This is a genomic window from Candidatus Finniella inopinata, from assembly GCF_004210305.1.
Classification (GTDB): domain Bacteria; phylum Pseudomonadota; class Alphaproteobacteria; order Paracaedibacterales; family CAIULA01; genus Finniella; species Finniella inopinata_A.
Window position 1 is genome coordinate 12,882 of the sequence record NZ_SCFB01000015.1, and the last position, 24,193, is coordinate 37,074.

Consider the following 24,193-nt stretch of genomic DNA (forward strand, 5'->3'; position numbering starts at 1 on the left):
TGTTTTTGAAAGTTGAAAAATTATAAACAAAAAAAAGAAATTTAACATAGATTTTAACAATAGTGCTATAAAACCTAAAGTCGGACGGTCAAGATGCGATTCGACCCCCAATTAAACCCTTTGGTAGCCTGGTAAGGCTGGAATAAATAAATTCTGTGAAGAGTCATTTATGCCTGAGCATAAATCATCCTCCGTTTCGATATTCTCATCTTGATCTTGGGATGTGCCAGGTAGTACAACGACTGAGGACCAATAATTGATCAGCGTTGCAATGTTGGCTGCGAAATTTGCATAGTCGAACGTTTTGCAAATATATCCAGCTGCATAGTTTTGATAGACGCTCAGCATCTCTTCCACGCTTATACCATTAGTCAAAACAATTACGGGAATATCTTGGAGTAGACGGTCTCGCTTGATTTCTTTTAAAACATTAAATCCATCACGCTTTGGTATATTGATATCCAATAAAATAAGGTCAGGACGAGGAAAGTCGACGTTCAGATCTTGTTTATATCGCAGAAAATCAATCGTTTGAGCGCCATCATGAACACAAAAAAGATTGATTTTGTGATTAGTAGCATCCAATGCCCTCCTCATGATCAACTCGTCCGCAGGATCATCCTCAACCAACAAAATATGCAATTCCTTGGAAGGGTTATGGAAGACAACGTCACTTTTTTTCTTTTCGTTCCGCTGATTAGGGGGGGTAAATCCCTGATAGAAATAGTGAGGAGAAACCCCATAAAATTGACTTATCTGATACAACACGCCTGCCGACACACGACTTTGTGCTTGTTCATACTTTTGAATTTGCTGATGTGATATGCCCAGATTTTCCCCAACCTGGGCCAGGGTGAAACCCAGCTTGTGTCGTTTTTCTCGCAAACGCCTTCCTATGAACACATCCAACTCTTTTAAATCGTCTGCTAAATATTCCACGTTAACACCTTTAAATTAACAGCAATCCCGACTCGGTCTTGCAGCTCATTGAATAAAATTAACCGCACGTTAAGCAATTTTTTATAAGTATCACTGAGGTTTGCTATCTTTGGTTTAGCATCGATGAGGGATTTTAGCAAAAATCATAAGGACATACCATATGATTTTTTACATCACGCGCAAGTTTCAAAAATATTTCCTTCTTTTTCTAACAGGATATTTTATTTGTAATAAACAAGCCTTATGTCAGATTAATCTTTAGTTTGAATCTTGTAAGCTTCGTTTACATAATCAACGAGCAACTGGCGCGCACTTTCTTTCAAATTTTGGGGAAAATGCATGTTGTAGGAAATAACAACTGACTTATCACACTCTATTTCTAAAAACGCGCCAATGGTTCCCTGTATTTTTAGGTTTGCATCGGTTGCCCAAAAGAACAGGTCTCTAATGGCCGGTTCATCGTACACGTGGGAGCATTTGCAGAACAGTTTAAGGGTTTCGTTTGCTTTTAAAATTGTTGATCTTTCATTGGGTGCTGATTTAACCGCCCATAAGGAAAATGGGCGTCCTTGGCTCTCTAACTCCACGGCTTGTGTCAACGAGTCACTTCTTTGTCTATTTTGGACTGTCTTTTTAATATACCAAGTTTTTTCATCATATTCCTTCTCTAGGCATTCCCTGCAAGATGTTATATCCGTGTGGGCTATTCCAAAATCTGGGTTAGCGGTCAGTAGAACCGTGATAAAAGAAGCCAAAATAAACGCTTGCTTCATAAAAATTACATTCCTCCGTACAAAAAGTTTCACGACAACAGCTTCTTATAGTTAATGCCTCAAACAATTACAAAGGGAAAATGTATTATTGAGGAGGAATGCCTGCGGGTTTCATTTTGGGGTTGATGGGAAGTAATTTTTTAAGATCTTGGAAGATATCATGGTGTCCCAGCAAACTAATCGCCATCTTGATAACATCCAAAAATTCGTGATGAACCGGTTGGTTGGCAATCTCTAACGATTGTGTGTCTCCGTTGAACTGAATCGGTACGGTGCGTACGTGGGGTTTGTCCTCGTTTTTGACTACTCCCAATTTGTGAATATTTTCGATTAAATTATTTTTAACACCAAGAAGTATAATTTCCGCAACTTTATGACTTGCTCCTTCCAAACTGTTAAGAAGGTGCGAGTAACCTTTATTCAAAAATAACTCTGGGTCTTCAAAGTCGACTTCAACATTTAGCAAGGAGGGGGGCGTGTAGTTCCCCTTGATCATAATACCAGAGTTTTTCAAGCCTATTTTCAAAGAACCCTGCCCTTGACAGGTATTAGAATGAATGTCTTGAAGTTCAAGGACGAAACCAGTATTTATCTCTCCTTTATCTTTTAAATTCGCCAGTAATGAATACCAAAAAGGTCTAGAATCTGGTTTGAAGGCTGTATTTATTTGGCCGAACGCACATATGACTTCGTCATAAAAATCGCAAAGCTTTTGAAGATAGTCGGGCCAAATTGTGTGGGCCTGAAAAGTTGAATCATAAGTTGCTTTTAAATAGTTTTTACTAGGCTGGTAGTCCAGCTGACAATCAGTAGAAAATGCAAGGGCATGATTTTGATGATTGCTTTTTCCCTCGACCTTAAAGGTGGGTATTGTTTTTACGACAGCGCTCCAATCGGTATCCTGATTCGGTTTAAATTGCCCAATAAGGGTATTCACAAAAGCTATGCCTTCATCTGCTTCAAAGTGAATTTTATAAATATCATGTTTGTTTGTTTTATTAGCTACAACATAGCATTCCAACAAAGTCCAGATTTTAGCCAAGGTTGGACTTAGATACGCATTATCAACCTGCAAATCAACTGAAGCGGTATAATATTTTTTATTTTCAACCCAATCCTCATTGAGGCTAAATTTAGTGAGGTTATAATCTTGTGTGTAAATGGCTTCGTGATCGTTGGCCGTGACAATTTTTAGATTTCTGCAACTGGAATTGAAACTCATGACGACAGGATCTTTAAAAATCCCCCGTCTTATTTTCTGAAGCCACCCAGGTGCTGGAAGAGTTATTTTAATTTTCCCTTGGTTAAGACCATTTTGGTCAGGTGCAATAAAAACGGTATTTTCAGTTGCTGTTTGAAGATTTAACTCTGCATCTCCGACGGATGTTAAAGTCAATTCATGCCAAAAAGGGTTATAACTGGCAACCAACCGGTCCGCTAAACGATAGGTCAGGCGGAAAATGGGCGAGAGGGTATCCAATTGATTGTGGATGAATTTGGAAATAGATCCGTCATTTTTTTGTAAATTCTCCTTTATTTTTTCAAGGGTTTGGTTACTGATGTCCAGTTGAGGTTTTTTAAATTCGACCTTGAACAGGTATTTAGAAATGATGACGTCACCCAGCTGCAGTGTGGGCCCTGCATAGGAGCGCCAGTAACTTAAATTTTCACGCACTTGTCTTTGGAAAATGGTAGCCTGGTGATGCCATATCACCGCCAAAATAACACCAAAGGCAATAATCAAGGTTTTGATTTTGTGTCCCACAATCTTAAATCCTTAACCTTCTTCTATCTTTCTACTATTATTGTCATAAAATAGTTAATAATGTACGAAAGAACGTACTTTGAAATTGGAAAGGAGAGAAATATGCGAAAGATTTTTTACGGTTTCTTGATTTTTATAGCTTTGGCTCTTGTCAGCATTCCCTTTATTGACTGGCAAAGTCTGAAACAACCCATTCTCAACCAGTTACAATCGATAACAGGATATGAAATTGATATAAAAGGCCCTGTTAAAATTCAATTTTTCCCCATACCAAAAATTGTTTTGAACGACGCTTCGTTACGGCCAACAAATAAGAAGATTGGCACCGACTCTTTGCAGCTTGTATCAGCCAGGGCCAAGGAAATTCGGTTGGGTTGGTCTTGGGCCCCTTTGTTACGAGGTAAACTAGATATTCAACATTTTGAGCTTGATACACCCGTTGTCATTTTGAAGAGCGTGAAGGCTGGGCCTAAGGCGCAGACCATACAGTCCTCGTCGCCTTCAAAAACACCCTCTAAACCTTCAACTTTTTCATTGCATCGTTTTGTTACTAAATCAGGAAAAATTGTAATTGATGCCGACACCCCCAAACAAAAGCGCATTGATAACATTGCAGCGTCAGGTTTTATCGAAGGAATAAATGGGCCAGCCGAAGTCACGGGAAGCTTGACATATAACGATGTCAAATTAGACCTTCATATATTTGTATTGAAATCTAGCGAAACCATACCTGTTCAAGGTTCTGTTTCTTTTGGGCATAAAGGTCAAACCTATGGTCCCCTATCATTTGATGGCTTTATAGATATGCAAGATAAAAAAGTTTTGAAAAATCATATGACGATTACTTATGAAGGGAATACATTGATTTTGGACAGTTCGACAGATTTTGAGAAAGATCAGACAGAAATCGCTATCACCAGTAAAAAGATCGATTATCAAAATCACCACCTACTGAATCTGCAGGCGCTACTTACGATTAAAAGCGACGACCTGGTATTTAAAAAAATTGCAGGGGAGATCTTTGAGGGCAAACTGGATATCAGTGGTCATTTTCAAGCCAATAAGAAACTAACTGTACAAGGTCATCTGCATCAGTTGAATTTAACGAAAATTCCAAAGCTGCACGACTCGCCTGTTAAAAAAGGACGCCTGGAGGCGTTCACGAAACTGTCCCTGGATTTAAATAATTTTGAGAAATGGCTTGAAACATTGTCAGGCACCTTGACCATGAATATAACAGGATGTGCCATTGAAACCATTGATATAGAGGCGCTGACGCAGCAAGTTAAGAAAATAAAAGACATTCAAAGTCTCGTCCAAAGCTTTGAAACTGGGCAACAGAAAAAGATTTTAGACATTAAGACACTGAGGGCGGACTTTAATATCAGCAATGGCATTGCAACAACCCAAAACATGCAGATGACAGCTAATATGGTTGACGTTAAGGGGCAGGGGAGTATTGATATCCCGCAAAGCCTGCTTAACTTGGCGTTGAACGTTTACGCCAAAGATTTGGGTAAAATGGTTATCCCCTTTAGGATCACAGGGAATTGGAATGCCCCCACCTATGGAATTGACCAAGAACAGATGAGTTCTGTGATTGCAAAAAACCTGACCCAAAAAGGAGTCGATGCGGTGATGGATCAGGTTAGAAAGAAAGCTCAAGGAGCCTTAGCCAAAGGAAAAGAGTCTGCCCAGGGCAGTTCTGATAAAGCAATCAAGCCTGAAAAAATCATTAAAGAAGTGTTATCTGGCTTGCTTCGATAAACCTTTCAGAAAGCAACATCAGATGGTGCGGGCAGATGTTAATAAATCTTTGTACTGCTTGGCACTTTTTGCATTTGAATCGTTAAAACATTTAGTTAGATTTTCATGCTTCCAATCAGCGATCACCGTATCCCCTTCTGAACGTCTAAACAATTCAAATTGCAATTGTGAATAAAGAGCTAATACCCTGTTGTGCATGTATTCCTCGGGGACACTTTGATACCCACTTACCTGAGGAATCAAAAGTTTTACCATCCAGTACGGGAAGTCTTCTAAGTGCGAAACAAATCCTAAATTCCATACGCTATAAAGGTCGGCCCATTCTTTAGGAAAAGGCATGTGCAGGAGTACCGCTTGACCATCTGGTGAAAGAGAGGCGGGACCTGAACCAATCACTTTATTTTCCGGCCCGCCTGGTCGACTATTGGCTAAAACCCACCCGGCCTTAGCATTTCCATTATTACCCATAAGCCAATCTATTAAGGTAGCTTCTAAAATATTAAGAGGAAGATAGTTTCGACAATAGTCAGGATCGACCTTACCAGTCTCGATGGCCTGAATAGCTTTCTTTAAAGGTGATTTAACGGATTGGTATTTGACCCAATACATAAAACCACCCGTATTAAAAATATTAATTGAAGCGGATGCCTTGCCCCAAACCTGCATGGTGGCTTTTAAAACAGTTACATCATCACGCATAGATTTTGTTAAAGCATTCAAGGTCATAGCATAAGCAATAAGCTCAGGGAAAACTTTTGGTCCATCCCTTTTCACTTTATCATAAAATTCAGTTAGATCAGCCTTATTTGCCTCTAACATGAACTGATGTAAGTAAGGATTTTTTTCAGCATTCGTTGCCATCAAGTCAACCATATTGTTAAAGTCTGCTGTGCTAATGCCCCGCGGCAAAAGTTCATCACCAATTGCCTCTAACTGGGGTGCTGCCCACTTCCCATCAAAGTTCAAAAGCTTCAGTTGTATGAAATGATCTTTAACTAGATTGTAGGCAGCTTGATCATTTAGGCTATCCAAGTTCTGTTTGATGGTCCAGGCAACATAACTTTCGGGACTAGCTTCTTCTTGAATGGCCTTTAAATCAGCGGACCATATGAAAGTAATAACGAATAAAAATAGGTAAGTTATGCTTTTCACTTTTAATACCTCTCAAAAAATGAAGTGGTAAAAAGTGAAATAATCAAGAAAGGTTAATAAATGGTTAATCTACTCAAACTTTTATCGACTCTAACGCTTGAAGTGCACGTTGACGGGCTTTTTCGTGATTCACAACAGGAAAAGGGTATGTCTGCCCTAGCTTAATACCCGCCTGTTTTAGGGTATTTTGATCAGCTTCCCAAGGTTTATGGAGAAATTCATTTCCAAGATTTTTTAATTCAGGAACCCACTGCCTGACATAGACACCCTGAAGATCAAACTTTTCGCCCTGAATAATAGGATTAAAGATTCGAAAATAGGGTGATGCATCAGCGCCTGATCCGGCAACCCACTGCCATCCACTAGCGTTACTGGCAAGGTCAGCATCCACCAAAGTATCCCAAAACCATTCCTCGCCCCTTTGCCAGGGTTGCAGCAGGTGTTTAATAAGAAAAGATGCCGTAATCATGCGTACTCGGTTGTGCATCCACCCCGTTTGGTAAAGTTGGCGCATGCCCGCATCCACAATTGGATAACCAGTTTGTCCCTGCTGCCACGCCTTTAAAAGGGTCTCGTCCTGATCCCATGGAAAATTTCTAAAATTTTCCCGCCAGGCAACAGTGGGCAAATCAGGAAAATAATACAGTAAATAGTATGAAAATTCACGCCAACCGATCTCTCGTAAAAAATGCTCTACATCATTTTCAAGTTCAGGTTTCATCAGGCGTTGATTTTGAAGGGTCCACCAAATTCTTCGCAAGCTAATTTCCCCAAATCGAAGGTGGGGGGACAATGAAGACGTGGATGGTTGGCCTGGGTAATCGCGCCCGGTTTTATAGTTTGGCAATCCCTGGTCTATGAAGGATTTCAGCCTATGTTCGGCCCCTTGTTCCCCAGGTTGCCAACAATGACGAAGTCCGCCAGCCCAATCAGGATGAGTTGGTAACAGCTGCCAATCATCCAAGAATTCTGATTGGATTGCAGAGGGTTGATAGAAGTTCAGAGTCGTGGGCCCTGGATTTGGTTCCTCAATCTGCGTATGTTTCAAGCAATGTTTCCAAAAGGGTGTGAAAACCTTGAAAGGTTCGCCCTGATTATTTTTAATGGTGTGAGGCTCAAACAGAATGGACCCCTTAAACGACTGACAAATCAGGCCTTGGTCTTTTAGCTGAGCTTTCATGGTTGTATCTTGGTCAATACTGGTTTGGTCATACCGTCGATTCCAAAAAACATGGGTAATGGGCAGATCTTGAACAAGCTGACCCAAGACGTTGACGGCATTACCTTTTTTCAAAATCAGCTTGCCTCCAAGCTTTTGCAGATTTTGGTCAAGGTTTTTTAAACTGTTGTGTAACCACCACCGGGACGCTCCACCCAAAGGACGCGGATTTTCAGGGTCATATATATACAGGGGAATGATAGGCAAACCCATTGCCACCGCCTGCAATAAAGCAGGGTGATCATCCAATCGTAAGTCGCATCGAAACCAAACCAAAACAGCCATGACTCAATCTAACAACAAAGCAGTTAAGAATCAAATCTTGTATTTTAAACCAACTTTTACCGTGTAAAGATCAGGTTTTAAGCGCAAACCTGCAGAAGGTCGTTTTTGAGGAACCTCTTGGGCTATGTTGTTTTTGTACTTACTGATGCCAATTTCTGCTCCTAAAGAAAATTTTTGTCCTACAGGCACGTTCATTCCCATTTCCAAAATCTGGGCACCTTGAGGTTTTTTTGCAATTTGAGGTGCAAGGGGGACAACCAAAGATTCTTTGGGAGAGTGTTGGGAGACATCTGGTTTAAAGGGTCCAGCAGATTCCACAAAAACCTTCACAGCTTGAAAAGAACTGGCAATATAATTGCCAACCTCAAACAGCTTACTGAAATAGGAATTTGACTGCCGGGTATCATTTTGAGTTTTCTGCATCATGGAGTTGTTAGCAGGCTCGGCTGCAGTTTCTGGCGGGCATGAAGCCATCAGAGCAATCAAGGTCAACAAAGCCGTCAGTTTTGCCATGATGTGAAGCCAAATTTAAGTTTCTGCTAGGACAATTGTAGGACATATATAAAAATTATCAAATATTTTTTATATCTGGCTGCTGTTTAACAAAACCAAGGGGCCGTCAACAAAACAGTTGCTAATCAGATCATTTTCATGTAAAAAATATTATGTTTTTTTGCCGTTTTTAGTAAAAAACTGTGTGTAGATTCTTATATTAAAGTCAGGTTCTAAAATGGCCGTTCCAAAGAAAAAAACTTCGAAATCACGTCGTAACATGCGTCGTTCTCATGATCATTTAGCATCCATTGGTACCGCAGAGTGTTCAAACTGTGGGCTTCCAAAGCTTCCTCACCATATCTGTCAGTCTTGCGGTCATTATAATGGCCGTCAGGTGTTGAAGACAAAAAAAGAAGCTCCTACTGATTGACATAAATGACAACTATTCTAGCCCTTGATGCTATGGGGGGGGATGTTGGGCCAAAGGTGGTTGTAGAGGGTGCAGCAATAGCTCTCTCTCAATCGCAGGGTCCTCTTTCTTTTTTGTTGTTTGGTGATGGGCCTCTAATTGAGGCGCAGCTTGATAAGTTCCCTGGTTTGCGCAAATACTCGACCATTGTACATACAGATGTTTTGATTACCAATGATACAAAGCCATCTACTGCTGTTCGCATGGGGCGTAAGTCAAACTTAGGCATGGCAGTTGATGCCGTTGCCAAAGGACAAGCTCATGCTGTCGTATCAGCGGGCAACACAGGTGCCTACATGGCACTGTCGAAAATTTTATTAAAGACATTAAAGGGCATTGACCGACCCGCCATCCCAGCCGTTCTGCCCACGATAAAGGGGAAGACAGTTGTTCTTGACCTGGGCGCCAATATTGACTGCAGTGCCGAGAGTTTGGTTCAATTTGCTTTAATGGGCGAAGCATTTTCAAGAGAAATTCTAAAGCTTGCTCACCCCACAGTTGGGCTTTTAAACATAGGTTCAGAAGATTTAAAAGGAAATGCAACGGTTCAAAAGGCCGCGCAGCTTTTAAAAGATATCGAAGATTTTAATTTTTCCGGTTTTGTAGAGGGAAATGACATTACGGCCGGCACAACGGATGTTGTTGTCACTGATGGTTTCTCTGGCAATGTCGCTTTGAAATCCATTGAAGGGGCTGCCCATCTTATTAAACACCTTTTAGAACAAGCCTTGTCTTCGTCATGGCTTGGAAAATTGGGGTACCTTATTGCCAGGTCTTCCTTTAAACAATTTAAAGGCCGCATTGACCCGCGCCTTTATAATGGGGCAGTCTTCCTCGGACTCAGGCATATTGCGGTCAAAAGTCATGGTGGAACCGACACTATTGGTTTTGCAAACGCGATTGGTGTTGCGATTCAGATGGTACAAAGTAATCTTGTTGACAAAATTGAGCAGCGCCTTAACTTAGGGGCAAGTTTACAATCTGTTGGCCCCGAGAATGCTTAATATCTCTACAATTATCGGCACCGGATCTTGCTTGCCAAAGCGAATTGTGACCAATCATGAGTTGGCGGCGCGCCTTGATACGACTGATGAATGGATTCGGGAACGGTCTGGAATTTCACAGCGCCATATTGCAGCTGACGATGAGAAAACCTCTGATCTGGCCACCCAGGCGGCGCGTCAAGCTTTGGAGCGGGCCGGCTTAACAGGTGATCAACTTGATTGCATTGTTGTTGCCACCACCACCCCTGATAATTCTTTTCCCGCCACAGCGACCCGTGTTCAAGCAAACCTTGGCGCCACTAAGGCCTTTGCGTTTGATGTCCAGGCAGTGTGTTCGGGGTTTGTTTATGCCTTGACTGTGGCTGATAATTTCATCCGATTGGGACAGGTAAAAAATGCTTTGGTGATTGGGGCTGAAACCATGTCACGGCTTTTGGACTGGCAAGACCGCGGAACTTGTTTTCTTTTTGGTGATGGGGCCGGAGCTGTCGTACTGCAAGCTCAACCTGATTCAGGTGACAAACAAGGGATTTTGTCGACTCATTTGTTTTCAGATGGGCGTCATTATGATTGGCTATACACCGATCATTCTTTTGGTGGCCCTCAAACCCGAGGGACCATTCACATGCAGGGGCGTGAAATTTTTAAAAGTGCCGTTGATAAAATTGGCCAGGCTGTGGAAAAAGCCTTGGATCATAACAACCTGAAGGCATCTGATATCGATTGGTTTGTCCCCCACCAAGCCAATGTCCGCATCATCAAGGGTGTTTGTGAACGATTTTCTATCCCGCAAGAAAAGATGGTTGTGACCATTGCAGAACACGCAAATACATCCGCGGCTTCTATACCACTAGCCCTTGAAAAGGCTGTCAGTGATGGTCGCATCCAAAAGGGCCACCTTGTGCTGATTGAAGCCATGGGCGGTGGGCTAACCTGGGGCTCCGCTTTAATACGGTGGTGATTGTGTTCACAGTATCTAAAAACACTCTTTCTAAATCTCATAAGGATAAATTCTAAGATGGACAGAATGGTTGAAAATGAAAATTTGGTTCAAGGGCGAACCGGTCAATGGGAAGTTATTATAGGGTTAGAAATACATGCCCAAATTGCCGCAAAGGCAAAACTCTTTAGCGGTAGCTCGACCGACTTTGGATCTGACCCCAACACTCAAGTCAGTTTTCTAGACGCTGGCATGCCAGGCATGCTGCCCATTATCAATAAAGTCTGTGTTGATCAGGCCATTAAAACGGGCTTAGGTTTTCACGGGCATATCAATGAAATTTCGGTTTTTGACCGTAAGAACTATTTTTATGCTGATTTGCCGACGGGATATCAAATTTCGCAGTTTCATTATCCCATCGTTACAGGGGGCTATATTGACATTGAGCTTGAGGGAAAGCCGAGTAAACGTATTGCGATAACCCGTTTGCATTTGGAACAAGACGCCGGCAAAAGCATTCATGACCTGCATCCTGATTTTTCCTACATCGATTTGAACCGGGCGGGTATGGCCCTGATGGAAATAGTGTCAGAGCCCGAAATGCGTTCCCCAGCCCAGGCAATGGCATATGTGAAAAAGCTGCGCTCCTTAGTGCGCTATTTGGGAACATGCGATGGTAACATGGAGCAGGGGAGCATGCGCGTTGATGCCAATATTTCCCTTTGCCGCCCTGGTGAGCCTTTTGGAACCCGTGCTGAGATCAAAAACGTGAATTCAATTCGCTTTTTGGGACAAGCCCTTGATTATGAAATTTATCGACAATTGGAAATTTTGGAAGAGGGTGGGGCGGTTGTTCAAGAAACACGCTTATTTGACCCAGTCAAGGGCGAAACACGATCCATGCGGGGCAAAGAAAATGCCCATGATTATCGTTATTTCCCCGATCCTGATTTAAAACCGCTGGTCGTGACGCAAGAACGCATTGAAGCCATACGTGCCACCATGACAGAGCTTCCTGATGATAAAAGGAATCGATTTCAAATTGACTATGGCCTGAGTGACTATGACGCCAATGTTTTGGTGGCAGAGAAAGAGATCGCCGATTATTACGAGACGGTTGTTAAGGCGGCAAAAAGTCAAGACACGAAGCAAGCTGCCAAATTGATTGCCAACTGGTTAATTGGCGAGGTTTTCGGCGCTATGAATCGCGAATCGCTGTCGATCCATCAACTTCCTTTCCCATCAAGTCATTTGGCTGAATTGGTGGATTTGATTATGGATGGAACAATTTCTGGAAAGATCGCCAAAGATGTTTTTGTAAAAATGTGGACAACTGCTAAGTCCCCGGCTGACCTGGTTGCTGACTTGGGATTACAACAAATATCAGATACGTCTGTAATTGAAGCAGCGATTGATCAGGTGTTGAAAGATAACGCTGACAAAGTTGATGACTATAAATCTGGAAAAGTCCAGCTGTTTGGTTTTTTTATAGGGTTGATCATGAAGGCTTTAAAGGGAAAGGCCAACCCCGGATTGGTCAATGATATTTTGAAAAGCAAATTGTGATAAAACAATCACATGAAAAATTTTAACAAAATATAACGTAGATTGTGGGGTTGATTTGAAGGCGTGAATGAGGCACTTTCATCTTAAAATATCATGATGGAGTTCTGTCTTAAAATGACAAAAAAATTTAAAACGCTATCAACAACTTTGCTTCTCTCAGGTGTGTTTTTGACTTCCGTTCAGGCGGACCCTGCTCCTGCGTCGGGGGCACAGGCACCTACCTTTAAAATAAATGGTTATACAATCGTCACGGCAGCCATGGCCAACCAACAACGAACCGATAATGGTAAGGGTGGAAGCGATCCTTTCATGGCGGTTGGTCCGTCAGACTTGTACTTTACGATTGTGGGGAAATCCAGTAATAGCTTGGAGTATAAGTATCGAATTAACTTCGAAACCTATTCCGGGTCCAGCTCTTATGTGGCCCGAAATTATATAGAATTTAATGGTAACTTCGGAACCATTCAAGCCGGTAACTTAAAGGGTCCTGAAGATGCTATGCCTGAAAGTGGTATGAATTTAGTTGGGGGCGCTGGCGGTATTGATGGAACCTTGGGTTCTGTTTACAACAACTCTGCCGGTGTTATTGATGGGGTTTACTTTGCTGGATACACCAATAAGACAACAAAGTTTGTCTTTTACAGCCCGACGGTTATGGGTTTCCAACTTGGATTTGCCTATACACCGAATACGTCGCACATGGGTAAGGAAGGACGAAACAATGCGGCTAATAGCATAGCCCCAGGTGTGGGAACGTCTTCGGCCATCTATCCAGACAAGGCTAACAGCCCCTATGGAACACGAAATATCGTTTTGGGTTTAAGTTATACTGGGTCAGCGGATCTTTGGTCATGGGATATGGCCGTAGTTGGTGTGACGGAACAAAGCCATTTGGTCTATACAGGCTCACAAGGTCAGATTCCTGTTAACAACGCGCGGTCTTATCAATTAACAGCCGCAGTCGGCTATGACAAGTGGAGAGTTGCTGCCGGTTGGATTGATAATGGTAAATCTAGAATCGTCAAAAATAACAACTCAAAAACGGGTCCTGGCGCATATCTTGCTGATACATACCTAGGAAATGCAGGTAAGGCTTGGAACGCGGGTGCTAGCTATACAGTTGGTGCATACCAATTCGCAGCTGCCTATCACAGGACGGACCGCAAAACAGACGCCACCAATAGCGCCACAAGCGATATTCTTGTAACGACTGTTGATTTGAGCGCCTTACAGGGGTTGAAGTTTTTTGGTGAAGTTGACTTCGTCAAAACACGCACCAATAATAATGCCGTTACCGTTCAACAGAATTACCTTAACACTGCAAAGAAGGACCAGAAGGCTGTTGGCAATAACTCAGCAACCGTCTTTTTGGTTGGAAGTAAAGTTAGTTTTTAACAAAACTTCTCTAAAATTAAATATTAAAAGCAGGCGATTTAATCGGCCTGCTTTTTTGTTATTTATTGCTGTTTAAAGCCGTGCGGTGTATAAAAAGAGGCAACTTCACTTTGTGAATAAAGAGAGATAATCTTGACTAAACACTATCGAAACATTTGGCAAAGAATTTGGCCAGCTATGGCGATGTCTTTTCTGGTAACGGCATGCTCGGATATGAATCCACAAAGCAAACCCCCTGAAGATAAGGCAGACAAACGTAAGTTGGGCTTCGGGTCAATTGCTGGTGAGGACTTATTAACCTTTGGCGGCCCAAAAAAAAATACAGGCTCTGGGCCGACTCTCAACGTCAATCAGTATTTGTGGAAAGCTAGCCTGGAAACTTTGGAATTTATGCCACTTGTCTCGGCCGATTCTGTGGGTGGAGTCATTTTGACAGATTGGCACAGCACAGCAGCTGCCCCTAACGAACGATTCAAGGTGTCCGTATATATTCATGGGTCGGTTCTTCGGGCCGATGCCTTAAAGGTTATTGTTCACAAGCAGGTGCGTGGAGTCAATGGTCAGTGGGTTCAGTCCAACACGTCCATGCAAGTCGCAACCGATTTGGAAAATATCATCCTCAGCAAGGCGCGTGCTCTTCGGGTTAAAGATACAAAGCCCAGCTGATGGAATGGCTTTATTCAAAGGACCTTGTGACGTACGAGGTCGCTGAAAAGGTCATGCAAGATCGAGTTGTATCGATTCAAATTCAAGACCGCCGGGAATTGATTTGGGGATTGCAGCACCCCCCGTTATTTACGGCCGGAACCAGTTCTCATGAGAGTGATTTATTAGATACTTTTGGTTTTCCTGTTTATCAAACGGGCAGGGGGGGGAAGTTTACATACCACGGCCCTGGCCAGTTGGTTGTTTATGTGATGATTGATTTAAACAAACACGGCCTTGATATCCGTCAATATGTGGCGACTTTAGAAAATTGGATTATTGATTGCCTGAAACATCTTGATATTCATGCGGAGCGTCGAGAGGGCAGGATTGGTATTTGGGTTCAAAACCCAAGAGGTCAAGACGAAAAAATAGCTGCTATTGGTGTCAGGGTAACAAAAGGGATAACCTGGCATGGAATGGCCATCAATGTTTCGCCAAATTTGTCTCATTTCGGTGGGATTGTTCCTTGTGGATTAGCTGAGTTTGGTGTCATATCCATGGCTAAATTGGGAGGACAGGTGGAAATTCAGGACGTTTTTCAAGTGTTAAAAGAAATTTCGCCCTTTAAAATAACTTGAATAATTGATTTTGGGACACACTTTTTGCTGTCAAGAAAAAAAACATTGATTTAAACCAAGAAAGTTTGATAAACCATATTGACCCTAAGGGAAAAGCCCGCTTAGTATGGGATACAAGTTTTCACAATTATGAAAGGCAAACCTCGTGAATAAAAGTGACCTTATTGTTAGCGTTGCAAATATGGCTGGCATCAAACAAGCAGAGGCGAAACGAGCGATAGATGCGGTCTTTGATTCTATTACGGGAGCATTGAAAAATAATGAAGAGGTCCGTTTGATAGGGTTTGGAACTTTTGTCGTAACTGAAAGACCTGCTACTGAAGGCCGCAATCCAAGAACAGGCGAAAAACTGCAGATTGCAGCAAAGCGCTTGCCTAAGTTCCGTCCAGGTAAAGAACTGAAAGAAGCCGTCTAATTTATATACTTTAAGAATTTGCCAGTAGTAGCAAGTTCTTTAGGGCAGTTAGCTCAGCGGTAGAGCGTCTCGTTTACACCGAGAGGGTCGGCGGTTCAATCCCGTCACTGCCCACCATTAAGGTATCAAATGCATTCCAAGATATTTGTCATAGTGGGGATTCTTCTTCTTTGTCTGATAGTCTCAGGATGTGGCAAAAAGTCAGCCCTCGAAGCCTTAGAGCCAGACACATACCCACGTTCTTATCCCTAGGTTATCAGTGGTGCTAGAAGATTTTTTTAATATCGACTCCTTCCGACTGGCCAAAGTCATCCAATCAATTGAAACACCTGTATACGTCTATAATGCTCACGCGGTAATTAATAATCTAAATTTTTTAACCGCCACTTTATCTTCCCTTATTAAACAAAAACTCCTCATTAGATACGCTGTTAAGGCTAACAGCAACAACAGTATTTTGAAATTGGTCGCTCAGCATGGGGCAGGGGTGGAGGTTGTATCGGGTGGTGAACTTCGACGCGCCCTGCGGGCATCCATACCAACTAATCGTATAGTTTTCTCTGGTGTTGGAAAAACAAGGGAGGAACTTGAGTTTGCAACCAATGAGCAAATAGAACAAATCAGCGTTGAATCAATAGAAGAATTGACTCTTTTGGCTAGTTTATCAAAAAAGGCCAACTTGTGCTTACGGCTATGTCCAAATATAACAGCACTCACCCACGACAAAATTACAACTGGTCGATCTTGCGATAAATTTGGAATCGCCCTTGATCAACTGCCAGATGCTTATTCCGTCCTTAAAGCCAATCCCCAGCTTAATTTTCTGGGCTTTTCCGTCCATATTGGCTCGCAAATTCAATCCACTGAACCCTTTCGCGAAACCTTTAAAATTCTGGCTAAACTGTTAAGGGATATGCCAGGCGGGCTGGAGGTCAAACGCCTTGACCTAGGGGGTGGTTTTTTTGTCCCTTATCATGATCATGAGAAACCTTTTGATTGGAAGGCTTATGCTGAGGCTATTTTAGAAGAACTGGGTGACTTTCAGGGCGAGCTGGTCATTGAGCCTGGTCGTTTTTTGGTTGCTAATGCTGGGGTTTTGCTGACCAAAATTTTGTATATTAAAAAGACCTCTGAAAAAACTTTCATTATTGTTGATGCTGGTATGAATGATATGATGCGCACAGCGCTTTATGGCGTACAACATGCAATCGTGCCGGTGAATCCGAGCCAAGATTCCCAGACGCAACGTGTTGACGTTGTAGGACCAGTTTGTGAATCAAGTGACTATTTTGCCAAAGATATTGATTTGCCTTTGGATTTAAAGCAAGGGGATTATTTGGCTGTCACCTGTACGGGTGCCTATGGTGCATCTTTATCGTCCACCTATAACAGTCGCCCCTTGATCGCTGAGGTGTTAATTGACAATAAACGACCCTATTTAATTCGAGAAGCTATCTCAGCTGACTATTTGTCAACCTTTGAACCGATAAGGCTTTGTCATGAAACATAAAAAACCATTGATCGGCATTACTTTAGACCATTTTGATCCAGCGGATAACAAAGCAGCCCTGTGGTATTCGGAATTCCCATGGTATGCGCTGCGGTATCGTTATAGCGAAGCTGTGGCGTTAGCGGGGGGCGTCCCTTTGGCTTTGCCATATTATCTGGACTGTATCAATGAATATGCTGAAATTTTGGATGGTTTGGTTTTGACAGGGGGGGGCTTCGACATTGATCCTAAATTATATGGGGATGAAAACGTTCACCCAACGGTTAAACTAAAACCCAAACGGACTGAATTTGAAATGGCGATAGCCCGTCGCATGCTGGACCTAAACAAACCCGTGTTAGGCATTTGTGGGGGGATGCAAGTGCTGAATGTTTTGCACCAGGGAACCCTTTATCAAGATTTGCCATCCGAAATTAGTTCTGACATTAATCATTCGCAAACACACGACAGGCATTTACCACAGCACACTGTTATTGTTGAATCTGAAACGTTACTCGCTAATCTTACCAAAGAAACATCATTCTCTGTTAATAGCGTCCACCATCAAAGTATTAAGAAGGTTGCAAAAGGTTTTTGTGTTAATGCCGTGGCGCCAGATGGCGTTATTGAGGGGATAGAATGTTTGGATTATAAATTTTGTTTGGGCGTGCAATGGCACCCGGAATTTCATGTTGGCGAAGCAGATAAGTTGATTTTTCAGGGTTTTCTAGAAGCTTGCCTTAATGGTGAACGTGATGAAAATTAATGTTTAGTTTTGAGTCTTTTTTAAATTTACCTTTAATTTGGGGTGGTTTAATCGCCACAGCCATTTTCTTATATGTTTTGCTGGATGGGTTTGATTTGGGTGTGGGGATCTTGTTCCCTTTTGCCCCCAGCGAAGCCTGTCGCAATAAACTGATGAACTCCATCGCACCTTTTTGGGATGGCAACGAAACCTGGTTAGTTCTAGGGGGAGGGGGGCTGTTTGCGGCATTTCCCTTGGCATATGCTATCTTAATGCCGGCTTTTTACATGCCTATTATGGTAATGTTACTAGGGCTTATATTTCGGGGCGTTGCTTTCGAATTTCGTTTTAAGGCAACTGCCAGGGGACGGAAATTATGGGATTATGCCTTTCATTTTGGCTCCTTAATTGCATCTTTTTGCCAAGGCGTTATGTTGGGAACCTTCGTTCAAGGGGTGTCTGTCCAGGGGCGAGTCTTTTCAGGCGCCGGTTTTGATTGGTTTTCCCCTTTTGCCTTAATGACGGGGGCAGCTTTGGTTTTTGGCTATGCCTTATTGGGAGCCACTTGGTTGGTCATGAAAACAGATGACCAAACCCAAAAATGGGCACGTAGTTGCGCCAAGTATGTAGCGATTTATGTAATAGGGTTTATGGGATTGGTTTGTGTGTGGGTGCCATCTTTAAACCACCAGATTTGCCATCGATGGTTTTCAATGCCCAATTTGGTGTACCTAGCGCCGATTCCCCTTTTAACAATTTGGACGGCTTCGACCCTTTTTCAATCTTTGGCTCGTCAAGATGAAGCGAAGCCTTTTTTAATGTCAATTCTTTTGTTCGCCCTAGGCTATGCAGGCTTGGCGGTCAGCCTGTGGCCCTGGGTCGTGCCTTACCAAGTATCCCTTCGACAAGCTGCAGCCGCACCTGAATCGTTATCCTTGCTATTAGTAGGGGTTGTTTTGTTTTTGCCATGTGTGTTGGGATACACAGCCTATTCCTATTACGTTTTCAGAGGTAAATCTCACGCAGATTCAGAATATTAAACAAGCTTTTTAAGCTTCCCTTTGCCTGTGATTTGCTTTTATCATAAATTATCCTCAATTTATTTTATTTAAATAGCGTTGAAATTTTTTCCTGATCATAAACTAACTCCATTAGTCATTGGCGCCATCGGCGTTGTTTATGGAGATATTGGAACCAACCCACTTTTCACCATTAAGGAATGTTTCCAACCTGGTTGTCTGCCAGCGGCACCTCAAGCTATATTGGGGGTTATGTCGTTAATTTTCTGGCTGTTGATTGTTGTTGTTTGTCTGAAATATATGTCGGTTATTTTCCGCGCTGACAATAATGGAGAGGGGGGGATTTTGGCCCTGTCGACCCTGGCCCATCGAACAGCAAAAGCAAAACATAAAGCTTTTATCGTTGCCCTGGGGATTCTAGGGATGGCTTTATTCTATGGCGACGGTGTTATTACGCCCGCCATATCGGTCTTAAACGCCCTGGAGGGTGTTAACGTTGCTACGCCTTATCTGAACCACTTGATTGTCCCGATGTCCGTTATCCTTCTTGTTCTGTTGTTTGTATTACAACGATGGGGAACTGGTCGTATTGGGGAATGGTTTGGACCCCTTATGATTGTTTGGTTCCTGGTGATTGGTCTGTTAGGGTTGGTTCAAATCATGAAAGAACCTTCAGTTCTTTATGCCCTCAACCCCCTGTATGCCTTTAAATTTTTCGGTTCTTATCTCAAATTTAGCTTGGTTGTCCTTGGCTTCATTGTTTTGATCGTTGCTGGTGCTGAAGCTTTATATGCTGACATTGGGCATTTTACGAAAAAATCTATTCGCATCAGCTGGTTTGCGTTGGTATGGCCAAGTCTTGTCTTGAATTATTTTGGTCAAGGGGCCTTGCTATTGGAAACCCCCGCTGCCATTAGCAATCCTTTCTATTTGTTGGTTCCAACGTGGGGGATTTATCCCATGGTGCTGCTGGCAACCTCTGCCACCATTATCGCGTCACAATCGGTTATATCGGGTGTTTTTTCCATTACATGGCAAGCCATTCAGTTGGGTTACTTGCCCCGAATGCGCGTAATTCACACATCAACAAACCAACGCGGGCGGGTTTATGTGCCGTTCGCTAATTACATCATGTTATTTTTAACAGTGGCTGCGGTTTTATTCTTTCAAGAATCAACCCATTTAGCCACGGCCTATGGATTGTCAGTGGCTGGCGTTATGGTGATTACAACGCTGTTAACGATTAGTTTAGCCTTTACCGATTGGGGATGGTCTTGGATCAAGATAACGGCCATCTTTGGGGGGCTTTTACTTACAGACACAATCTTAGTGGGCGCTAACTTACTTAAAATTATAGAAGGTGGATGGTTCTCCATTTTGATTGCGCTAGTTATTTACACGATCGTTGACAGTTGGCGAAGGGGGCGCCACATGTTGGCGTATGATCATCATCACGAGCTTTCCTTGGCGGAATTTATTCATTTTGCTCGAAACACATCACCAGCACGGGCCCCAGGGGTTGCTGTTTTTATGGGGGATGACCCCGAAAAAGTCCCCATGGCTTTTCATGTTCATTTCAAACACACACCTGTTTTGCATCAAACTGTGTTCTTTTTATCGATTGTCACCAGGACAATCCCAAGGGTGCATTCAGCCGAACGACTGAAAATCATCCCCTTGGCAGACGGTGTCTATCAGGTGATTGCATTTTACGGGTTTATTGAGTCACCCAATCTAAGGCAGATATTGGCCAAAGTTTACGAACAAATCCCAACGTTTGACATAGAACAAACCACATTTTTCCTGACCCGTAACGTGCCGGTGTTTATCAAAGGATCCTACTTAAAGCATTGGCGGGAACATTTGTTCATCTTCTTGATGAACAACGCCATGAGTGCGACACGTTATTTCAAAATCCCATACAACCGCGTTGTTGAATTAGGCGTGAGATTTAGAACGTTTAATTAATCTTTAGTTAATATTTTGTTAATCTTTCTCTTTCTATAATAAGTGATGGTTAGGCTTTTCCCTAAACACGTTTTTTGCCAAGTAGGTTTTTCGTGCTGTAAGACGAATATTAATGGCATTCGTTTTGCTCAATACCGTCAATACCAATAATTCCTTGCGATACAAAGAGTTTTATTGTAAAAAATACACTATATTAACAAATGTATTTAAAATTTTAGTTTAGTTTATGATGATCTTAAGAAATTTAAGCGTACTCACCGTTGCCCTTTCTCTTGGGGGTTCTGCAAACGCGTCCACAATCTCATCAGGGTTTTATGTTGGGATGGGTGCGGGCATGGAACGCATGAATGGCCAGCGGAGCGAGCGGATGGATTCGGCTGACTCCAGCATTTATTCTTCTCAGACTTTTACTCAGAACAAGGACATGAAGAAGCATGGCCCTCTTGTTAATGTCTTTGGGGGGGGGTTGTATCGCTGCAATAACTTTGCCGTAGCAGGGGAAGCTTTCTTCGAGATGGGAAAAACTGAAGACAAAATCATAAGAGATTGGTTTGAGACTATCTCCGTTACGAATACAAAAGGTTATTATTCAGCTGTTTTGGAAAAGAGAAGTTGTTTTGGATTTAGGGTTAATGTAGGAGGAATTGTCAAAGATCGCTTCTTTGTTTATGGTCTTCTTGGTCTAAGCGCTACTCAACTTCGCTACAGTACCGTAGCCTCCATGATTGAACAAAGTAGTATTGGATCTGGAAGATTTGTCACGGAAACCAAAAGAAAATTAGCTTACGGCTTTGATTATGGGGTTGGCGTACAGTACCAAATCAACCAATGGAGAATTGGCATCGAAGGTTACATAAGAAAAATAAAATCTCAACAATTTTATTTTCAATTGAATGACCCAAATTTCGCACCTGAGCCAACTTACAATGCCACTGTTAAACCGTTTATAACAGGTGTCAATATTAAATTTTCATTAACATTTTAAAAAGTCTGGATAGAAGAACACAATGGTTTTCCCAAAATTCCTAAAAATTTCTTATTTAGTATTACTTGTGAGTTTGTTTAATATAGAAACTTCACAGGGGTCCAATAGATCAGACCAACCTATTTTCCCTGACAGCGCCCCAGTTGGAACCAAGGTGCAATGGCTCCGGAATACATTCACTCCGTGGCTTAACTCTAAACGCCAAGAAGGGGATTCTTGTGCGATTAATTACACTGGAATCAGCCTTCTTGATGTTCAAAACTTTCTGAAAGGCTATTCCTCTCAAGTTTTACAAAATAATACCGCTGCAAGAGTTGCGACCCAACAAGCTGAAGCCGAAAAAGCTCAACTTCTGCAACAATTAGAAACTGCAAAACGTAGACACAGTGTAGAAGAAAGTGCACGCCAAGAGGCAGAGAGAGCCCGAGCAGAACATGAGAAAAGGGAAAGAGAAATAGCTGCGGAAAAACAAGCGTTAGAACTTAAACATAAGGCAGAACAAGAAGCCCATCGTCAAGCTATAGAAAAACAAAAGAAATTTGAAGAAGATGCGAGGGCCGCTGAAGTAAGGCGCAAGCAAGAAGAGCTTAAACACAAAGCAGAGCAAGAAGCTCATCGTCAAACTCAAGAAAAAGTTAAGTTAAGCGAGCAAAAGTTCAACGCACTCGTAAAAAAAGCACAAGAATATGGAATTGATCCTTCGATTTTGGATGCTGTTTTACCTGCAACTGACGATTTAGAAGAAGAATTGAAGGGGGTTGGACAAAAGTCTTCTTCGCTTCCTCATCTTATGAAATGGTATATCGAGTTGTTGAAAGAGATTAAAAAAAATGAAAATGCGGCTGAACAAATAAAAAAAGATTGCGGAACCGCTTCAAGGGCAGTATTTGCAGGTACTGCTATTTTGCTTGATGATGATACAAAAGTTGAGGTCGCCATCGAAGCCATAAATACAATTTATAAATCGGCTAGACAATATAAGGAAACATTGCCAGAATCTTTCGAAAAATTCAGGGAACTTGCTTTAAGACAAATAAAACCCCCTAGCAACAGCTTTGACAATTATATGACGACTACCCTTTTGACGCCTATGTTTGATGCATTGGAACGTCTTGATGGAAAAGATAGTTTGCAAATGTCTCTTGATGCTAATGCTAAATTCGAGCAGCTTCTTACCGGTTTAGTTGATGTGGGAGCCTATAAGCCGGATTTAGTCAATCCTATATCTCAGAAGATTATCGATTCTAATAAGAGAATTCAAGACGAGATTATAAAACGCAACAGAACCCTCTATGAGCAATTCAATCCTTTATTAATCAGTGAAGCGAAAAAAATTGAGAAACTTCCTTCTGAAAGAAAACTAAACGAAATTCCCTTGGTGGTTTTGTTAACCTGTTCCGAGCCCGCTGGATTTCTTTTGGTTAACACCAACCCTAGCCTTGACGATTTAAAGGAAGATTTACCAACTCTTACAGTAGATCAGCTAAAGGCTTTATTTGCCTATCTTTTTGGGTTAGCTGATGACTTCGGAGGGGTTCTGCAAATCTTTTCCCAACGATCACATACACCAACCAAGGTTAAAGAGCCTGACATTCAACAGCTTTTGAGTATCGTAAAGACAAGAGTTCACCAAGCAGAGAAGGAGGGAAAATATCAACCTGATCCCTACAAAGTTTCCAGTAGCAAAAAAGAAAGCATATCGGCATTTCTGAAAAAAACTGAGGATTTTGTATCAGGAAAAACATATCGGGATACAATTCAAAGAAGGTTTGGCGAAGTTTATTTGCCATTGAGCGATTACATTAGATCTTGTCGTCAGACTGACTTGGAGGAATTTAAACTGGAGATTCTTTCTCAAAGAGGGGCAAAAGGCCCCATAGAAGAAACAGCCGCTGAGCAACAGATAAGAAGGGCTCTTATTGATCAAATCATTGGTTTTCAAAAACAATTTTCAATATTAGATCTTAGTAGGATAAACAACGACGAACTAAAGGTTCTGACACAACAATTTTCGGATCTGAAAGCAGCGGTTGAAGCGAATGGAGAGCGTTTTAAAACCAATTTTACAGCCTTTTTAAAGAGGAGAGACCCCAATTATGTTGCTCCAACAATAGTAATAAGGCCGTCACCGTCGCCTTCTCCTATATCCTCGTTAACTTCATCAAGGTCAAATAGCCCACCCACAACTCCACCAGCAGCCCCACCTGCACCATCTTTTGATGCACCACCCCCACCACCCCCGCCTGGGCCGCCACCATCTGCCTCTGATCTCTCCTCATCAAGTTCATCTGGAACTGTGGTTCCTGCCACAAGTAGCTCTTCTGCGCCAGATAGAACAAAACTTTTGGGAGCACTGCAGGGGGCTAACATACCAACAAGACTGATTGAATTCTCAAGGACCCTAAGTTCGACACAAAAAACAAAGTGGACAGGTTTAGACAAGAAAGCAAAAATTCTATGGATGGATTCAGGAAACGAACCATAGTACACTCGGCCGATCTTGCCGTCTTGTAAACT

21 protein-coding genes and 1 tRNA gene are annotated in these 24,193 nt (G+C 42.2%); 16 read left to right on the top strand and 6 right to left on the bottom strand.

The features are described from left to right. Positions 1 to 111 precede the first annotated feature (111 nt). From EQU50_RS07330 to EQU50_RS07340, 3 genes are all read right to left on the bottom strand, one after another. A complete protein-coding gene (locus EQU50_RS07330; protein ID WP_130154474.1) occupies positions 112 to 939 on the bottom strand; it encodes a response regulator in 828 nt (275 codons plus the stop codon). Positions 940 to 1,190: 251 nt separating this feature from the next. Then, the gene (locus EQU50_RS07335) at positions 1,191 to 1,745 is read right to left on the bottom strand and encodes a hypothetical protein (RefSeq protein ID WP_130154475.1); all 555 of its coding nucleotides are present in this window, start codon (positions 1,743 to 1,745) and stop codon (positions 1,191 to 1,193) included. Between the two features lie 52 nt (positions 1,746 to 1,797). Then, complete coding sequence (locus EQU50_RS07340) at positions 1,798 to 3,477, bottom strand: hypothetical protein (protein WP_130154476.1); 1,680 nt, start codon at positions 3,475 to 3,477, stop codon at positions 1,798 to 1,800. 102 nt (positions 3,478 to 3,579) lie between these two features. On the opposite strand from EQU50_RS07340, the gene EQU50_RS07345 reads away from it, so the two are divergent. Next, positions 3,580 to 5,244 carry an AsmA family protein gene (locus EQU50_RS07345; protein WP_165380389.1) on the top strand — a complete coding sequence of 555 codons (1,665 nt, stop codon included), beginning with the start codon at positions 3,580 to 3,582 and terminating at the stop codon, positions 5,242 to 5,244. An 18-nt stretch (positions 5,245 to 5,262) separates the two neighbouring features. Here the strand turns inward: EQU50_RS07345 and EQU50_RS07350 are convergent, their stop codons facing one another. The 3 genes from EQU50_RS07350 to EQU50_RS07360 form a co-directional block, all read right to left on the bottom strand. Next, a complete protein-coding gene (locus EQU50_RS07350; RefSeq protein WP_130154478.1) occupies positions 5,263 to 6,396 on the bottom strand; it encodes a hypothetical protein in 1,134 nt (377 codons plus the stop codon). A gap of 73 nt (positions 6,397 to 6,469) precedes the next feature. Next, entirely contained in the window at positions 6,470 to 7,900 is a 1,431-nt protein-coding gene (locus tag EQU50_RS07355; RefSeq protein ID WP_130154479.1) for a cryptochrome/photolyase family protein, read from the bottom strand. Positions 7,901 to 7,930: 30 nt separating this feature from the next. After that, positions 7,931 to 8,413, bottom strand: a complete 483-nt coding sequence (locus EQU50_RS07360; RefSeq protein ID WP_130154480.1) for a hypothetical protein — start codon at positions 8,411 to 8,413, stop codon at positions 7,931 to 7,933. 217 nt (positions 8,414 to 8,630) lie between these two features. On the opposite strand from EQU50_RS07360, the gene rpmF reads away from it, so the two are divergent. The 15 genes from rpmF (at position 8,631) to EQU50_RS07435 (ending at position 24,161) form a co-directional block, all read left to right on the top strand. Further along, positions 8,631 to 8,825 (top strand): 50S ribosomal protein L32, encoded by a 195-nt coding sequence (rpmF, locus tag EQU50_RS07365; protein ID WP_130154481.1) that lies wholly within the window; start codon positions 8,631 to 8,633, stop codon positions 8,823 to 8,825. 5 nt (positions 8,826 to 8,830) lie between these two features. Further along, the gene (gene plsX / locus EQU50_RS07370) at positions 8,831 to 9,868 is read left to right on the top strand and encodes a phosphate acyltransferase PlsX (RefSeq protein WP_130154482.1); all 1,038 of its coding nucleotides are present in this window, start codon (positions 8,831 to 8,833) and stop codon (positions 9,866 to 9,868) included. Next, positions 9,861 to 10,829 (top strand): beta-ketoacyl-ACP synthase III, encoded by a 969-nt coding sequence (locus EQU50_RS07375; protein ID WP_130154483.1) that lies wholly within the window; start codon positions 9,861 to 9,863, stop codon positions 10,827 to 10,829. The genes plsX and EQU50_RS07375 overlap by 8 nt, the downstream gene beginning before the upstream one ends. A gap of 66 nt (positions 10,830 to 10,895) precedes the next feature. Beyond that, on the top strand, positions 10,896 to 12,374 hold the full coding sequence (gene gatB / locus EQU50_RS07380) for an Asp-tRNA(Asn)/Glu-tRNA(Gln) amidotransferase subunit GatB (protein ID WP_130154517.1): 1,479 nt from the start codon (positions 10,896 to 10,898) through the stop codon (positions 12,372 to 12,374). A 114-nt stretch (positions 12,375 to 12,488) separates the two neighbouring features. Continuing rightward, on the top strand, positions 12,489 to 13,769 hold the full coding sequence (locus tag EQU50_RS07385) for a porin (protein WP_165380390.1): 1,281 nt from the start codon (positions 12,489 to 12,491) through the stop codon (positions 13,767 to 13,769). 132 nt (positions 13,770 to 13,901) lie between these two features. Beyond that, a complete protein-coding gene (locus tag EQU50_RS07390) occupies positions 13,902 to 14,435 on the top strand; it encodes a DUF3576 domain-containing protein (protein WP_207216337.1) in 534 nt (177 codons plus the stop codon). After that, on the top strand, positions 14,435 to 15,055 hold the full coding sequence (lipB, locus tag EQU50_RS07395) for a lipoyl(octanoyl) transferase LipB (RefSeq protein ID WP_130154485.1): 621 nt from the start codon (positions 14,435 to 14,437) through the stop codon (positions 15,053 to 15,055). The genes EQU50_RS07390 and lipB overlap by 1 nt, the downstream gene beginning before the upstream one ends. Positions 15,056 to 15,200: 145 nt before the next feature. Continuing rightward, positions 15,201 to 15,470 carry an HU family DNA-binding protein gene (locus tag EQU50_RS07400; RefSeq protein ID WP_130154486.1) on the top strand — a complete coding sequence of 90 codons (270 nt, stop codon included), beginning with the start codon at positions 15,201 to 15,203 and terminating at the stop codon, positions 15,468 to 15,470. Positions 15,471 to 15,512: 42 nt separating this feature from the next. After that, positions 15,513 to 15,587, top strand: a tRNA-Val gene (locus EQU50_RS07405). A 145-nt stretch (positions 15,588 to 15,732) separates the two neighbouring features. Continuing rightward, entirely contained in the window at positions 15,733 to 16,980 is a 1,248-nt protein-coding gene (gene lysA / locus EQU50_RS07410) for a diaminopimelate decarboxylase (protein WP_165380391.1), read from the top strand. After that, a complete protein-coding gene (locus EQU50_RS07415; RefSeq protein ID WP_130154488.1) occupies positions 16,970 to 17,725 on the top strand; it encodes a gamma-glutamyl-gamma-aminobutyrate hydrolase family protein in 756 nt (251 codons plus the stop codon). The genes lysA and EQU50_RS07415 overlap by 11 nt, the downstream gene beginning before the upstream one ends. Continuing rightward, on the top strand, positions 17,725 to 18,744 hold the full coding sequence (gene cydB / locus EQU50_RS07420; protein WP_130154489.1) for a cytochrome d ubiquinol oxidase subunit II: 1,020 nt from the start codon (positions 17,725 to 17,727) through the stop codon (positions 18,742 to 18,744). The genes EQU50_RS07415 and cydB overlap by 1 nt, the downstream gene beginning before the upstream one ends. Positions 18,745 to 18,822: 78 nt before the next feature. After that, positions 18,823 to 20,691 (top strand): potassium transporter Kup, encoded by a 1,869-nt coding sequence (locus EQU50_RS07425; RefSeq protein ID WP_165380392.1) that lies wholly within the window; start codon positions 18,823 to 18,825, stop codon positions 20,689 to 20,691. 229 nt (positions 20,692 to 20,920) lie between these two features. After that, entirely contained in the window at positions 20,921 to 21,676 is a 756-nt protein-coding gene (locus tag EQU50_RS07430) for an outer membrane protein (RefSeq protein ID WP_242508845.1), read from the top strand. A gap of 154 nt (positions 21,677 to 21,830) precedes the next feature. After that, positions 21,831 to 24,161 (top strand): cell envelope integrity TolA family protein, encoded by a 2,331-nt coding sequence (locus tag EQU50_RS07435; RefSeq protein ID WP_130154492.1) that lies wholly within the window; start codon positions 21,831 to 21,833, stop codon positions 24,159 to 24,161. Positions 24,162 to 24,193 lie beyond the last annotated feature (32 nt).